This window comes from Levilactobacillus suantsaiihabitans, from assembly GCF_004745505.1.
Taxonomy (GTDB): Bacteria; Bacillota; Bacilli; order Lactobacillales; family Lactobacillaceae; genus Levilactobacillus; species Levilactobacillus suantsaiihabitans.
Map to the genome: position 1 here is coordinate 1 of NZ_RKLX01000014.1, position 14565 is coordinate 14565.

The 14565-nt window shown below is 49.0% G+C and carries 11 protein-coding genes and 1 pseudogene; 6 read left to right on the forward strand and 6 right to left on the reverse strand.

Translation table 11 applies throughout. The features are described from left to right. Nucleotides 1-285: 285 nt before the first annotated feature. Both EGT51_RS08740 and aldA read right to left on the reverse strand, forming a co-directional pair. Nucleotides 286-1410 (reverse strand): NAD(P)-dependent alcohol dehydrogenase, encoded by a 1125-nt coding sequence (locus EGT51_RS08740; RefSeq protein ID WP_135368332.1) that lies wholly within the window; start codon nucleotides 1408-1410, stop codon nucleotides 286-288. A 393-nt stretch (nucleotides 1411-1803) separates the two neighbouring features. Next, entirely contained in the window at nucleotides 1804-3279 is a 1476-nt protein-coding gene (aldA, locus tag EGT51_RS08745; RefSeq protein WP_135368333.1) for an aldehyde dehydrogenase, read from the reverse strand. Nucleotides 3280-3874: 595 nt separating this feature from the next. Here aldA and EGT51_RS08750 point away from each other — a divergent pair. Beyond that, nucleotides 3875-5647, forward strand: a complete 1773-nt coding sequence (locus tag EGT51_RS08750; RefSeq protein ID WP_135368334.1) for an ABC transporter ATP-binding protein — start codon at nucleotides 3875-3877, stop codon at nucleotides 5645-5647. Nucleotides 5648-6167: 520 nt separating this feature from the next. Further along, nucleotides 6168-7469, forward strand: a pseudogene (locus tag EGT51_RS13200) (ATP-binding cassette domain-containing protein). A 362-nt stretch (nucleotides 7470-7831) separates the two neighbouring features. Here EGT51_RS13200 and EGT51_RS08765 read toward each other — a convergent pair. From EGT51_RS08765 to EGT51_RS08775, 3 genes are all read right to left on the reverse strand, one after another. Next, nucleotides 7832-8155, reverse strand: a complete 324-nt coding sequence (locus EGT51_RS08765) for a DMT family transporter (protein ID WP_135368337.1) — start codon at nucleotides 8153-8155, stop codon at nucleotides 7832-7834. Nucleotides 8156-8787: 632 nt separating this feature from the next. Continuing rightward, entirely contained in the window at nucleotides 8788-9495 is a 708-nt protein-coding gene (locus EGT51_RS08770; RefSeq protein WP_135368338.1) for an N-acetylmuramoyl-L-alanine amidase, read from the reverse strand. A gap of 242 nt (nucleotides 9496-9737) precedes the next feature. After that, nucleotides 9738-10685 carry a helix-turn-helix transcriptional regulator gene (locus EGT51_RS08775; protein WP_135368339.1) on the reverse strand — a complete coding sequence of 316 codons (948 nt, stop codon included), beginning with the start codon at nucleotides 10683-10685 and terminating at the stop codon, nucleotides 9738-9740. Between the two features lie 87 nt (nucleotides 10686-10772). Here EGT51_RS08775 and EGT51_RS08780 point away from each other — a divergent pair, with 87 nt between their 5' ends. The 3 genes from EGT51_RS08780 (at nucleotide 10773) to budA (ending at nucleotide 12307) form a co-directional block, all read left to right on the forward strand. Continuing rightward, nucleotides 10773-11027 carry a Mor transcription activator family protein gene (locus EGT51_RS08780; protein ID WP_135368340.1) on the forward strand — a complete coding sequence of 85 codons (255 nt, stop codon included), beginning with the start codon at nucleotides 10773-10775 and terminating at the stop codon, nucleotides 11025-11027. A gap of 103 nt (nucleotides 11028-11130) precedes the next feature. Next, the gene (locus EGT51_RS08785) at nucleotides 11131-11403 is read left to right on the forward strand and encodes a Mor transcription activator family protein (protein WP_135368341.1); all 273 of its coding nucleotides are present in this window, start codon (nucleotides 11131-11133) and stop codon (nucleotides 11401-11403) included. A gap of 193 nt (nucleotides 11404-11596) precedes the next feature. Further along, the gene (budA, locus tag EGT51_RS08790) at nucleotides 11597-12307 is read left to right on the forward strand and encodes an acetolactate decarboxylase (RefSeq protein WP_135368342.1); all 711 of its coding nucleotides are present in this window, start codon (nucleotides 11597-11599) and stop codon (nucleotides 12305-12307) included. 221 nt (nucleotides 12308-12528) lie between these two features. Here budA and EGT51_RS08795 read toward each other — a convergent pair whose 3' ends face one another. After that, complete coding sequence (locus EGT51_RS08795; RefSeq protein WP_135368343.1) at nucleotides 12529-13032, reverse strand: DUF2798 domain-containing protein; 504 nt, start codon at nucleotides 13030-13032, stop codon at nucleotides 12529-12531. 334 nt (nucleotides 13033-13366) lie between these two features. Between EGT51_RS08795 and EGT51_RS08800 the strand changes: the two genes are divergently transcribed. After that, nucleotides 13367-14380, forward strand: a complete 1014-nt coding sequence (locus EGT51_RS08800) for a C40 family peptidase (RefSeq protein ID WP_135368344.1) — start codon at nucleotides 13367-13369, stop codon at nucleotides 14378-14380. Nucleotides 14381-14565 lie beyond the last annotated feature (185 nt).

The following is a 14565-nucleotide window of genomic DNA, read 5'->3' on the forward strand; positions in this document are numbered from 1 at the left end:
CTGGAATGAAGCCGCTTAGGGTAAACGTCCATTTTATATTATTTCGAATGACAACTTGACAGGGGCCAGTACATCCGCCCCAGCGTTCCAACCCATATTTGGCGAACGGTAGGCGGCCAATTTGTATTGTGAGGCAGAAAACGACTATTTTTAACGCCATGAGTCGCATGACAACAATAGTTCCAGTTGATTTTCGTCTTTCAACCTTCAGCTCCCAAAAATTTGCCGCAAAAAAAGCACGATACCTCACAGGATACCGCGCTTTTTGGTTACACCCAAATTAAATTATTTGCCAGGAATGTAGCTGTCATCAATGACCAGAACTGGCTTGATGGTCTTCCCGGAAACGGAGTCGGCGTTGGCTTCGTTGATTTGACTGAACTTGTAGAACTTTTCAGTCTTGTCGAAGTCGAACATGCCCAGCTTGTAGAATTCGATCAAACGAGGGATGTCGATTTGTGGAACGGAGTCACCCATGTTAACCCCGATGACACTCTTGTCGTTGACACACAGGTCGTTCCAAGTGTCGAGATCGATGTGTTGGTCGGTAACGGCGATGGCTGCGGAGACCCCACCTTGTGCTAAGGCTTGAATGGAGTTGGCAATCACGCTAGAAACACCGGTGGTATCAACCGCGTAGTTGACACCAAAGCCGCCAGTCAGGTCTTGCACGGCCTTGACCACGTCGTCGACCTTCTTACTGTTGATGACGTCGGTAGCGCCGAGTTCCTTGGCTAATGCCAAACGAGAATCAACGATATCGATGGCGATGACCTTGGTGCAACCGGAGATCCGGCCGGCCATCATGGCAGCCAGCCCAACGGCACCGGTCCCAAAGACGGCGATGGTGTCACCAGGCTTAGGCTTCAAAGTGTTCAAAACGGTCCCGGAACCAGTGACATAGCCACAGCCCAGCGGTCCGAGCTTCCGTAAGTCTAAGTCCTTGTCGACCTTAACGGCGTTCCGTTCACGAACGACCGTGGTCGTGGTAAATGAACTTTGGTCGAACATGTCAGCAACCTTGTGGCCGTTTTCAGTGAAGTGAGCGGTCCCATCTGGACGAACCCCAGACAGGTTGTTGGCCGCGTAGTTTTCACATTGCGTTGGCTTGCCGGCCAGACAGCTCTTGCAATTCCCACAACCGTAAAAACTCAAGACAACGTGGTCGCCGGGCTTGAACTGGGTAACTTCTGGTCCAACCTTTTCGACGATCCCGGACCCTTCGTGACCTAACACGATCGGGTAATCAATGGTCGCAACCCCGGAACGCAGGGCTTCGTCAGAGTGACAGATCCCACTGGCAACCATGTGGACTTGGATATCATCCGCGCCCATGTCAGCCAGTTCAACGTCATCACGAATTTCAAAATCAGCATTTTGCTTATCAACAACTGCAGCTTGAATCTTCATAATTGGCACCTCGGTTTTAAAGTTATTTACACTTGATAATTATTACACAACTAGAGAGAAAAGCAAGCGCTTTCATGAAAACGATGGGTTTCGGTCTAGCCTAACAAATCCTTGTCGTTACCGTCCTGACGGTCATTGCCCACACCTGACCCCAGATTTAAAAATTGGTAACGTTTTATTTCACATGCATCGTTTGGTCAATCGAAAACGGGACCGTGACCAGCGCCACCGCCCCGTCTTTGTAGCGTTGAAATGACTGACATGGATGACCGCCCGCCGTTGCCCAAATGACGCTGGCGGAGCAGTCTGACTAGGGTTATCCTTACACTTGCTTGCCAGACCTGCAGCGCAAGAGAATCCCTGGTGGCCGTAGGTGATCGTTTAGACTAAACCCTAGCCTTGGGTCTTTTCTGGGTGGCCTTGCAGGTAGATGACGTGGGTGTTGAGGAATTCTTCGATTCCGTGCTTCCCATCGTCGCCGCCGATCCCGGATTCCTTCCAGCCGGAGTGAGAACCGTTCATGGCTTCGAAGTTGAAGCGGTTAATGTAAGTTTCACCGTCTTCGAGTTCGTTAGCGGCCCGCATGGCGTTTTCAATGTTTTCGGTAAAGATGGAAGAAGTCAGGCCAAAGTCACTGTCGTTGGCCATGGCGATGGCGTCATCCAAGGTCTTGAAGGTCAAGACTGGCAGAACAGGGCCAAAGATTTCGTCTTGCACAATTTCGGAGTCTTGCTTGACGTTGGTGATGACGGTCGGTTCGTAGTAGAAGCCATTTTCAATCTTGATGGTGTGCCCACCGGTAGCTAACTTGCCACCGGCCTTGACTGCGCGGTCGACCATGCCGGCAACCTTGTCCAAGGCGCCTTGGTTGATCAGCGGACCCATGCCGATGTCTTCGTGCTTCATGGGGTCACCGACCGTCACGGCAGCCATCTTGTCGGCCAATTTCTTGGTAAATTCGTCGGCGATGTCTTCTTGGACGTAGACCCGTTCACAGTTGTTGCAGAGTTGCCCGTTGTTGTCGACCCGCGAATCGATGATGGATTGAACGGCTAAGTCGATGTCAGCATCCTTGCAAACGATGGCCGGCGCCTTCCCACCTAATTCCAAGGAGACCTTGGCCATGTGGGTCGCAGCGGCTTCCATGACCCGCTTCCCGGAGTTGACGGAACCGGTCAAGCTGATAATGCCGATCTTCTTGTTGCGAGATAATTCGTCACCGATGACGGAACCAGGACCGGTGATGATGTTGACGACCCCCTTAGGAATCCCCACCTTTTCCACGATCTTCGCAAATTCCAGTCCCAGGTTAGGCGTATCGGTACTTGGCTTCATAACGATGGTGTTCCCGGTAACCAAGGCTGGCCCCATCTTCCGCGCAATCAGGAAGAATGGGAAGTTCCATGGCAAAATGCCAGCGGCCACACCGATTGGTTGCTTGGCAATCATAATGTTTTCGTTAGGGTTATCGGATTGGAGAATTTCGCCTTCGTAGGTCCGTGAAGCGCTGGCCATGTAGTCGAAGTAGTCCGCGGAGAAGAGAATTTCGGTGGTCGCTAAGGACTTGATCTTGCCTTGTTCTTCTTGGAGCATTTCAATTAGGTGCTTAGAATCTTTGCGAATTTCCGTGGCCACGTCGTGTAAATATTGGCCCCGGGTGGCAGCGGGGACCTTCTTCCAGGACTTTTGGGCTTCGTAAGCGGCGTCGATGGCCTCACGAGTTTCATCTAGCGTAGCGCTAGGTACCGTGGAGATGGGGGCACCGGTCGCGGGGTTCAAAACGGTAATCAGGTTTCCGGATGATGAATCTCTGAACTCACCATTGATATACATTTGATAGTGCTTTAAAGCTACTGAACTCTTGGACATAACGATAAGACTCCCTTCAACAGCAATGAAACAGACTAACTTGATCCGGTGAAATGATGAGGTCACGCGCCCGCGTATTTTCCCCCGGCAAAATACTGACACTACCGATTATCTCGTGGGTCATTCCTCAACTCTGTTATACCGCTTTTATTCGTTGCTATGTGAGTATCCTCACAAATAAAATAGTCGTTGACAGAGTGGCGGATTGAAATGGCCTGGGAGCGTAGGCGTCAAGTTTGTAAGGATACCTGACAACGTACTGGCGGCTAAACGCCCAATAGCTGAGATTGGGCGTTGGCAGTGGGGACGACGAAAGAAAAGAGAGCGAATCCTACGCCTAGGAAGTGTGTCCCAGGCGCCTCCAGCTTCCGGTTTGCTTTGAAGCCTGGCAAAGCCAGCTAGTTCTCACTAGGATGCCGATAGTGTTAGTTAACAATATTTTTTTACCCGTTGATATTTGACTATCCATTAGATTCTAGAGCGATATTTGTGGATTTTACTATCAAGTTCTTTTATGTTGGTGGGAAGTTAAGGGAAATTCCCTGATTCAATTATCGGCGCGAGGAGGCATACGACTGTCAAATAGGGTGATGTCATGAGGAAAACAGATAATTGGAAATTCATTTTAAAAATATTTTTAAAGAAATTTTCTCGGAGCTTTTATTGGCTATTACTGGTAGTGATAGTTACTGACATTTTGTACACAGTTGGAATAACAGTAATACCAGCGTATGCTGCAAAGATTGTTGTTCAACCAGAATCCAGTATAGTAATTGTTTTAACCACAGTAGCGATTTTAAGCTTGCTTATTTATGGGGCTCATATCATAGGAATTTATTTTCAGGGTAAAATTGCCCAACTGACTTTTGACTTTCGATTTGACTACGTTCCCATTTTTTCAAAAAGAATTTTTTCTTGGCCCCAGAAGAATATTGACTCTGTTGAAGGAAAGATGATAATTGATCAAGCTTACGAGTCCATCTATAACGGTGCAAATGTTGGTATTGGGGCAGTCATTGATCAAACCATACTAGTCTTAAGATATTCGCTGCAAATCATTTCTTTATTAGTATTAATGGGACTTCTCAGTATTTGGCCAGCGATTGTTGTCTTTTCTTTTAATATATTCGGCTATTTAATTCAAAGTTTAGGGAATCGCTGGTATGCAAATCACAAGAATGCACAAAATAGGATTACCAGTTATCAAGAATACTTTTCTAGAACATTAATGGACCGCGAGAATGGTAAAGATATTCGGCTATTCGGAATGGTGCCTCTGTTTCATGACTACCAGAAAAAATTGGCAAAACGGTTGGTCAATTGGGAAGGCCGTTATTCGGCAGTCCTTGCTGTTGTTAATATATTACAGCAACTGTTCAACTTGGCTGGTGTTATGTTCACACTGCTATTCTTAATTAGTGAGAAAGGCCTAACCACCGCCAACTGTATTTTTTTCCTAACTGCAATTCAATTAATGAATACAAATTTTGGAAGCCTAAGAAAGGCCTATACCTCGGCCAGTAAGAATCTAACGTTTGTTCCCAATTTCAGAAAATTTATGAACGCAGCATCAGACCTGCCCGCTGAGCATAAACAAAATGTGGTAGGTGGTTTTAAACAATTGTCGCTTAATCATGTCTTTTTGAAACTTGATAACAACGACATCTTAAAAGAAATTAACCTATCAATTAATAAAGGCGACCACCTTATTATCGTCGGGGAGAACGGTGCCGGTAAGTCATCTCTGATAAAAGTCCTCAGTGGGCTGTATCGTCCAACGACTGGATCAGCCAAACTAAATGGCCTCGCGTTAAAATCAGTTAGTCCTAAATCGTTGCAAGAACACGTGGCTGTTCAATTTCAGGATGACGTACTGTTACATTTTACCATTGCAGAAAACATTTCCTGCACGGATCTCAAAAGGACCGATTATCAAAAAGTTACTGAAGCCTTACGAAAAGTCCAGTTACTTCAGTTTGTCAACTCATTGCCAAATGGTATTGAAACCTATGTTGGTAATGAGTTAAGTGAAAATGGCGTACTATTATCAGGTGGTCAGAAGCAACGGTTATTATTTGCCAGAGTCCTTTATAAGCAAGCCGATTTGACTATTTTAGATGAGCCAACGGCGGCGTTGGATCCAATTAGCGAGAGAAACTTTTATCAGTTGATCCAAAGCGAACTAGCCAAAAAAACCGTGATTTTTGTCACACATAGATTAGGGTCTTTTATTAAAAAGGGAAAAATTGCTGTCATGAGCAAGGGAAAAATCATCGCAATGGGGACACACGACGACTTATTAGTAAATTGCGAGCTCTATAGGAAAATGTGGCAAGCACAACGTTCATTGTATCGTGTAGGTGATTAATATGGGCAACTTAGAAAGAAACGTTAGTAACATATTAAAAACAATCAAAATGGTTGTGCACCTTGATAAGGTCGTTTTGCCTACCACACTGATTGTAAGTGTGATTAATGCCGTGGTTCCTTTGGTGATTGTATTAGGAAATACGGCAATCATAAATGCAATCGTCCAGGGAAACCTATTTCATGCAAAGTCAATGACGATTACCGTTTACGCCGTTTCAATTGGGATGTCTATCATCTCATCTTTGGTCCAAAAAAATAGCAGCACGCATGCCGTAAGGGCTAATGAGCTGTTAAGGATTTCAATTCATGAGGCATGGGAGAAAGCGAGTTTTCAATCCTTGGTTACGGCAAAGTATTTCAGTAAAATGATGAAGAGTGAGTCTTCATTCCGGTATTCTGGGGGAATTACGGTCTTTTGTCATCAAATTCAAAGCTTGGTCAATGGCCTTGTAACTGTCATTGGTAGCTTAGGGCTTTTAATTTGGTTATCTGCGGTTGGTTTTCTGTCATCATCGTTAATGACAGTCGCAACGATGACAACTTTATTATTATTGCTCGTATGCGAGATACTGCTACTGAAAGTGTTTCAACATTTAACAAATAGAAATATCACATTGTTTGCCAGTCTAATGGCTATCGAGCGTAAAATGAACTATTTCTTGATGAGTATTGTCAACAAATATGAAATACTGAAATCTGTCAAGATGTGGGGGACGGCTGAACTAATACAAGAAAGATATTTGGCATCTTGGAAACGAGAGAGAAAATCCAATCATGAGTTGGTGTGGAACGATTACCTTTCCCAGATAGTTGCCGCCTTAATGACCACAAACATTGTGATTTGGCTGTTTGGCCTCGTGCTTTTAAAAATTCATACTGGGCTTTTACCGGTTGGACAATTAAATACCTTGTTTGGCGGAATTGTTCAAATCTCAACGGCAATAGCAACGATGACTTCAACCTGGCAAAGGACTTTAAGGTTTCAAAATCAAATGACTTACGTGAATGACATTTTGCAAGAAAAAACAATTGCTGGTCCCGAAAGTAATCTTGGAAAAGAACATCCAGCGCTCAAAGAACACAATGTCATTAGCTTTGATCATGTGAGTTTTGGCTACGATTCTGATAGTGAAGTCATTCATGATCTATCTTTTAATTTTGAATTTTCGGGAATTAGTGTAATCATTGGGGAGAACGGGAGTGGGAAGACCACTTTGGTGAAGCTAATGCTGGGATTATTGCAACCCACACACGGACGTATTTCTTTGAACGGGCAAGATATCTGAAAAATCCGCCCTAATGAATACTTTGATTTATTCAAAGTCGTCTTTCAAGATTTTCAAGTTTTCGATGTCACAATTGGCGATAATATTGCAGCGGCAGTCAAGTACAATCATGAGCAAATGAAAAACGCGATTTCTGACCAAAGCTTAAGAGAGTGGATAGCCGCTTTACCACAACATGAGGATACCTTAGTGGGGATGTATACTGAAAATAATCTGCAGCCCAGTGGCGGTCAGAAGCAACAAATAGCCATCGCTCGTGCCAATTTTAAGAACGGCATTTATCAAATCTTAGATGAACCCTCGTCAAAGCTAGATCCCATACAAGAGGTGGCCGTCTTTTCGAAAATAGCAGCACTCTCGAATAAACTGCCATCACTTTTTATTACCCATCGTGTTGGGGTAGTGGGACTGGCAAATACCATAATCGTGTTAAAAAAAGGAAAGATTGTCGGGGTAGGTACAAAAGAAGACCTACTCAGGAGCTCTGCATATTTTAGAAAAATCTGGGACAGTCAAGCTTCACTTTATCATTGAGTTGTAATTGCTAGGATTGGTGCTATCGTGAACGCAATAGCTCTACAAAGAGACCAAGCAACCGTTTTCGACGGGGCTTGGTCTCTTTGACTTGTCATTTACATCGTGCCAGCTAACCATCCTTGTTAGTGATGGCCATTAAATCGTCAGAAATTTAGTACTGAAACGAGTCAATTACCATCGAATAAACGCGGTGGCTTGTCGCTCACGTGTCTGGCGAATGGGTCCTTCTCGTCGTGACGGGCGAGCTAAAGGGTAGTCTCGGAACCAAAGCCCACGTCTCAAGGTGGCCTCATGGCCGAAATGTGGGCCAACAGGCAACTGGTTCCGCTTAACAGCTAACCGCCTGTCGCCACACTTTTTCAGTGGCTGGGCCCGTACAAATTTAAAATGACCACGCCCAAGATGACCAGCGCGGTTCCCAGTAAACTGGCGAGATTTAGCGGTTCGTGCCACACCAAGACGGCCAGCACCGTGGTGACCACGATGCCGATGCCGGCCCAGATGGCGTAGGCCACGTTCAAGTCGATCTGCCGCATGGCTAACGAGAGAAAGAAAAAACACAGCCCGTACGCCAGCAGTGCGCCAATCGTGGGCCAAAAGCGGGTAAACCCCGCCGCGGCCTTCAAGAGATTCGTGCCGATCAATTCGCCAAGAATGGCTGTCCCCAAGTAAACGTATGCCATGAACCCACGCCCCCTTGCGTGAAAAAGTCTTACCTGGAGGATAGTCTAGCAGGCTGGGGCGTCAGCGGCGTTGGCAAGGCCCAGGTTGGTAAGCGGGCCGACCCAAAGCGGGCGCAACGAAAAAAGCCTGAGCACGGGTGGCCCAGACTTCCTGAGATGATTTAAGTAAATTACTGAAGGTTGAACTTAAAATTACCGCGCTGATTGCCTTAACGATGGTGCTCTGGTAACTAAATCTAGTGAAGCCAGATGCCTGCGGTGTAGGCTGAGACAAAATCTCAGCCTACACCGCCGATACAGCTGGCTGACTCCGGCAAGTTGGCGTCTATCAGCAACACTGTGTTAATGATAGACTAGTCGTCAATGCTGCTACCACCTGGTGTGACTGTTACTGGCACGCACCACCGTAGCCGAGAGTTCGCCAAATATGGGTTCAGCCGTGGGAGTTACCTTAGCGGCGCGGTTCATGTCGCTTAGGTAACTGGCGTCTTTGAGACGTGTTCTTCGGCTCAAAGCGAGGCGCCGAGACCGTTCTTTGGCTCGGTCCGTCCGCCCCAGCGTTCCAACCCATATTTGGCGAACGGTAGGCGGCCAGCTCAAACCATAGTCGTTGGTAACCACCAGTTTGATGACTACTTGATCTGTTCGTTCGTAATGGCTTCGATGTCAGCCTTGGCAATCTTAGCCATGTGCTTCTTCAGGTGCTTGACGTCAGTCTTGTTGGTGATGAAGCCGGATTCGACCAGGCTGTAGTCGATGCCGCGACGGCGTAACACGTTACAGTTCCGCAGGTTGGTCCGGAAGCTATAGCCGTTGTAAGCGCGGTTCAAGCCAACGTACTTCTTGATGACCTTGGCCAGGCGTTTGTCACGGGCCGTCGGGTGCTTCTTGTGAATGATGACGTGACCACCGTGGCCGGCAGGGGCGTCCAAATGGAACATAATGACCGTGGTCTTCTTGCTCAATTTGTAAGACCCCTTGTGGTGATAGAGGGTGTCGCTGACCAAGTTACGCTTGGGATTGTAGAAGGTGATCTTGGCGTTGGTGACCTTCTTAGCGTACTTGCGGAGTTGCGGTAACATGTAGTGCCGCAAGAAGTGGGCTTCTGTCGTGCCGTTGCCCCGGGCACCAGGATCGCCGGCACCGTGCCCCATGACGATGAGGTAGTGTTTCTTCGGGGTCGTCTTCTTGGCCGCTTTAGTCTTCTTAGTGGTCGTCTTCTTGGTAACTTTGGTCGTGGTCGTTTTGGCCGTCGTGGCCTTGGCTGAGGCTGAGACAGTCCCCAACGCCAACGGCAGGCACAGTAGGGCGGCCACTAAACCGATTTTCCATTTACGCATATGTCATTGCTCCTTAATCAAATTAATTACCAGTCCAGCTGGTTAACAGAATTAAGCATACGCCAAGTTACCCAATTTTGGTAGTCTAAGTTGCGGGTTCAAGGAAGTCTACACGTAAACATGCAGTGCATCAAGCAAGAGAAACGGGAAATGTCGCTGGTGTCTTTTAGTATACCGGGGACCAGCACCGACTCGCGCAGGCGCAGGTGACAGGGGGGTGGTTGCTGGCAACGAAATCGGCATTAATAACGCGCTAGCATCCGCTGTAGCTCAGTTCGCAGATGCGTCACGAATTCTGTCGGTGCCAGGACCTGGACCTGTGCACCCTGGCTCAATAGCCACATCTGTGCGCCTCGGTCAAAGGCGGTCGCTTCGATCAAGACGGCGCCTTCGTCGGGGTACCGGTCGATGACGGTGGCCGTTGGAAAGCGGTCGAGGGCGGCCTCCACGATGCCCCAGAACTTAAAACGGAGGGTGATCTTCTTGCCCGGTTGCATGTAGTGGACCAGTCGGCGTATCTCACCGTCCTCGAAGCGCTCGGCTCGCGTGCGGGTGATGGGCGTCTGGTTGGTGGTGTGGAGCTGACGAATCCGGTCGACGCGGTAGAAGAGATTGCTGTGGTACTTCGCGTTATAGGCGACGACGTAAAAGTAGTATTCGGAAAAGATAATAGCTTCCGGCAAAATCGTCCGCGTCACAATCTCGCGGTGTTGCCGCTGATAGGTGATGACGATGGTCTGTTGCTGGTTGATGAAACGGCTGAGCTCCCAGACGGTCTTTAGCAGCGGCTGGCCGTGATGGACCGGCTGATAATAGAAGCGCTCATTTTTGATGATGGGCCGAATTTCGGCTTGATCTGCCGGTGAAATCAGCTGGAGGAGACCATCAATCGTCCGTGACATTTCTGCCTTGGTCAGTGAGCGACTGGCGAGGGCAATCTTGATTAGGAGCAGGATGGCCTGCTTGGAAATGGGCGCCTGGGTCGCCTCTAGCTGATAGCCGCCGGATTGGCGGTGATAGCGGAGTTGATAGAAGAGTTGTTGGTCGGCAATGAACTGGCGGATCTGGCCGAGGTCGCGCTGAATCATGCGGGAACTGACGCCAAATTTTTCAGCCAATTGGGCTTTAGCCACGGTATGGCCGGTCAGCAGTAATTGAAAAATCGTGAGTTGGCGGTAAGCTGCGTTCATGGAATCCCTCCTTTTTCGTAACTGGACATATCCTGTCTACTTGGCAGTATAAACTGAAGGCAATCAGTTAGCAATGGGGGTGTTACCGTGAATGAAATTGACAATTGGCAGCCGCTCTACCAGGAGCTGGCGCGTGTGATTGGTCCAGAAGCGACCCGTCAGTTGTGTCGGTATCTGGGCGGCTCGCAAATTAGCTTTCCTAAACGCCTGTGGGACCAACAACGAGAGGCCACCGTCATCTGGCAGGCGTATTGTCGCGGCCAAAGCGTCACGACGTTGGCCCGGGAGCATGACTATTCGAGCCGAACGATCCGCAGAATCCTGGCAAAATTCCGGGAATAGTGACGGCAATTTGCCGGTCGCGTGAACGGCAAAACGAATTTTAGTTTGCCATGCACGTTTGTTACGCTATGAAGGAAAGACTGCAGTGAAGGAGCGAATTGAAATGAAAATGCGAGTGGACCTCTTACAAGATACGTATGCCCAGTTGGTAGAGTTGGTGGGTGAAGACTTAACAGAAAAGATTTATCAGCTGTATCGTGGCCAGCAGGTGTCGTTTCCCATGCGCCTATACAACCGCGATAAGGTGGCCAAGCAGGTGCTCTTGGAGTACGACGGCCACAACATTGCGGAGTTGACCCGGAAGTATGATTATTCGCAGCGTTGGGTGCGGCAAATGATTCAGTTGGGGAAAGCGAAGAGAGATGACCAGAAGTAGCGGATAATAATTGGATTAAAGGTTTGGAATGTGCGGGGGCTTTATTTGTAATGAGCTTTCTTATCCGGTACCTGATTTTGAACGATAAAACCATAACAGGTGTTGATCAAGTCTCCATCACCCCCCTTGTCACTTGCAATCCCCGCCACACGCGGTATCGTAGAGGCAAAGCACTACGAAAGGAAGTTGGGACATGAATACCACAACACTCTACCAACACGGGACGCTGGCCTTGCTGGTGCCGGGACTATTGGCCGGCACCTTGACGATGCAGGACCTCTTGCGTCACGGGGATACCGGGATTGGGACCGGCGCTGGTCTGGATGGCGAGCTGATTATTTTGGCTGGTCATCCGTATCAAGTCACTGCGCAAGGAGCCGTCCATGAGGTGGCAGATGATTTCACCGTGCCGTTTGCCAATGCCCATTTTGCCGATTATCAACCGTTGATGTCGGTGTTGGGGGCCAGCGATGTCGACTTGAATCACCAGATTCGCGCGCTGGCGCAGTTCGACAACGCCTTCTTCTCCGTCAAGGTCACCGGCGTGTTCACGGCCATTCGGACCCGCGCCGTAGCCAAGTCCGAGCCACCGTACCAGACGTTGGCCCAGGCCGCCAAGCAACAGCGCGTCTTTTCACGCGGCGAGATTGCCGGTACGTTGATTGGCTACTACGCGCCACAGATATTTGATGGCATCGCGGTCGGCGGGTTCCACGACCATTTCCTGGCGGCCGACCACTCGTTTGGTGGGCACCTGTTAGGATTTGAAAAGGTCACCGGCGACGTCAGTATCCAGGCGTTCAACACGCTGGCCCAACACCTGCCTGTGGCCAATGCGGCTTACCGTGGCCATGATTTCAGCGCGGATGATATCACTGGGGACGTCCATCGGGCGGAACACTAGGTACTAAGAACGCAGCGTTCACCATCGCTCCAGGCGGGGGTAAACGGTCATTGAGACGATCCCTCGGGCCCACCGCCACGAGGGGGTCAAGGTCAATAAAACCAAAAATCAGCCCCGACCGCCATTGACGACGACCGGGGCTGATTATTTTTTCCTTGGCGTGGGACCGCAGAAAATGAAAAAACGTCGCCCACTAGATGATAGCGGCGACGTTTAGTTAGTTAATCTTCGACTGATTTAGGGGCTAAATTTTCGGCTGGGGCGGTCCGCTTTTGCACGGCCCCCAGGATGGCCCGGGCGATAGGCCCGACGATCAACAGCTGTAATGGCAGGGCCATGAACAGGTTGAAGATCCAGGTGTGCAGGTAAGTTAATAAGGCGTTGTCGCCGAAGTTTTGGGTGACGACCATGCCGAACAGAGACATCAGCGTGACCATGCCGGCGACCATCATGACTGAGATGGTCAGGGCAATCCGAATTTGTTTTTTCTTCATGTAATCATTGATAATAAAATGGAAAAAGATGTATTTGACGCCGGGGCCAATGATCCCCAGGTCACAGATTGCTGCGACCACTAAGGCCAGCGGGTAGCCGGTCAGGACCTCCCGGATAAAGTGATGGGAGAAACCATCGGCTAGCGCGATATTGTAGCCAGCCATGACCAAGACCATCAGGCCCGCCATAACGGCAGTGAACAGTAATTCTTCTTTGAAATTTTTAGGCATTGTGTTGCTCCTCGTTTGAATTTCCCACGAGATGCTAGCGTACCACAAATTCAGGCGGCGCGTAAGGTTTATTTTGCCAACTAGGTAAATTATTTGGCGGATTGGCCGGTCAAATGGCTCTGGAGTCCGCTACGGTGCCTATTTTGGGCCAGTCCTGAGTTGGCCATCCCGAGCTTAGCGGAAATAGGCTGACATTTCTAAACCAAACTCCCATGCAGAAATGCTGGTGTTCTGCATGGTAAACCGCGTTACCCCGTGTGATGAAACTCTTGTAGGATAACCTTAAGTTCATAATTTCATAACTTAATGGTTAACCAATCAGGAGGGATTCGGAATGCATCGTCTCAAATACATCGTGAGCGGTTTTTTGGCGCTGGGATTACTGGCGGCCGGCTTTGCGGGCCAGCCCGTCACCGCCCAGGCCAGCAATACCGCCGATAAGACGGTCTACAATAAGGCCATCAGTAAAACTAAAACGCTTTACCACACCAAGTACGGCTTCTACAAGAAGCTCTATCGGTCTGGCATGAAACGCGCGGCCTCGGCCAAGAACGACTACAAGCGCCATTTCAAGGTGACGCGAATCGCCAAGAACGGCCACGGGGTCTTCTACAAGACCAACCGCGGTTGGATTCGCCAGGACGCCTTTTACAAGTGGGTGCGCTACTCGAATAAAATGAATTACACCATGAAGGTCAACCGGAAACACATTTTACTCTACAACAAGCCCAAGGGATTGAAGGGCGCCAAGGTGACCGGGAGTACCAGCACCAAGCACCTCGTCGGCCAGTGGGTCCACGTGGACAAGCGCGTGGAGCTCAACACGACGCCGTCTAAGTCTGGGTATTACCGCATGAAGGTGGGCGCTAAGCATTACTGGATTCGGGCCAAATACCTGACCATGGACCAAAAGGCCTTGAAGGGCAACATCAAGAAGATCGAAAAGGCCATCAAGACCGGGTCCGCGTTGGTCGGCAAGTCCAAATACCTGTGGGGTGGCGGCCGGACCAGTTCCAGCATCGCGGCTCGGCGGTTTGACTGTTCCTCATTCATTCACTGGATCTACGCCAAGTCCGGCGTGCGCTTAGGACCGACATCCACTTGCACGACCTACACGCTGATTCACATGGGCCGCAAGATCAAGGCCAAGAACATGAAGCGCGGCGACATTTTCTTCTTCAATGACAAGTCGGAAGGGGTCAACTGTCACGTCGCCATTTACCTGGGCAACCAAGTCTTCTTACACGATTCACCGAGTTCGGATACCGGTGGCGTGGGCATCTCAAGTTTGAACGACAGCCACTGGAAGAGCCGGTTTAACGGTAATGTTCGGCGGTTGGTGGGATAATTGGATTGGTTTGAAAGTCGTGACTGCGGTTGCGGCTTTTTTTGATTACGATAAAATACTGGCGGAACGGGACAGTTTAGTTTTCAATCTTTAAAAGAGAGGCTAATAGTGATATTTAAGGGTAGGATTTATGTTTAGCAATCGGGGATAACTATTCTAGCCGGGTTTAGCAGGTTTACCCAATG

What these genes read in the sequence shown, in the direction of transcription:
- EGT51_RS08785 (WP_135368341.1), top strand. Translation starts at nt 11,131, where the DNA reads ATGAAAATGCGAGTGGACCTCTTACAAGATACGTATGCCCAGTTGGTA.
- EGT51_RS08770 (WP_135368338.1), bottom strand. Translation starts at nt 9,495, where the DNA reads ATGCGTAAATGGAAAATCGGTTTAGTGGCCGCCCTACTGTGCCTGCCG.
- EGT51_RS08750 (WP_135368334.1), top strand. Translation starts at nt 3,875, where the DNA reads ATGAGGAAAACAGATAATTGGAAATTCATTTTAAAAATATTTTTAAAG.
- aldA (WP_135368333.1), bottom strand. Translation starts at nt 3,279, where the DNA reads ATGTCCAAGAGTTCAGTAGCTTTAAAGCACTATCAAATGTATATCAAT.
- EGT51_RS08740 (WP_135368332.1), bottom strand. Translation starts at nt 1,410, where the DNA reads ATGAAGATTCAAGCTGCAGTTGTTGATAAGCAAAATGCTGATTTTGAA.
- EGT51_RS08775 (WP_135368339.1), bottom strand. Translation starts at nt 10,685, where the DNA reads ATGAACGCAGCTTACCGCCAACTCACGATTTTTCAATTACTGCTGACC.
- budA (WP_135368342.1), top strand. Translation starts at nt 11,597, where the DNA reads ATGAATACCACAACACTCTACCAACACGGGACGCTGGCCTTGCTGGTG.
- EGT51_RS08800 (WP_135368344.1), top strand. Translation starts at nt 13,367, where the DNA reads ATGCATCGTCTCAAATACATCGTGAGCGGTTTTTTGGCGCTGGGATTA.
- EGT51_RS08795 (WP_135368343.1), bottom strand. Translation starts at nt 13,032, where the DNA reads ATGCCTAAAAATTTCAAAGAAGAATTACTGTTCACTGCCGTTATGGCG.
- EGT51_RS08765 (WP_135368337.1), bottom strand. Translation starts at nt 8,155, where the DNA reads ATGGCATACGTTTACTTGGGGACAGCCATTCTTGGCGAATTGATCGGC.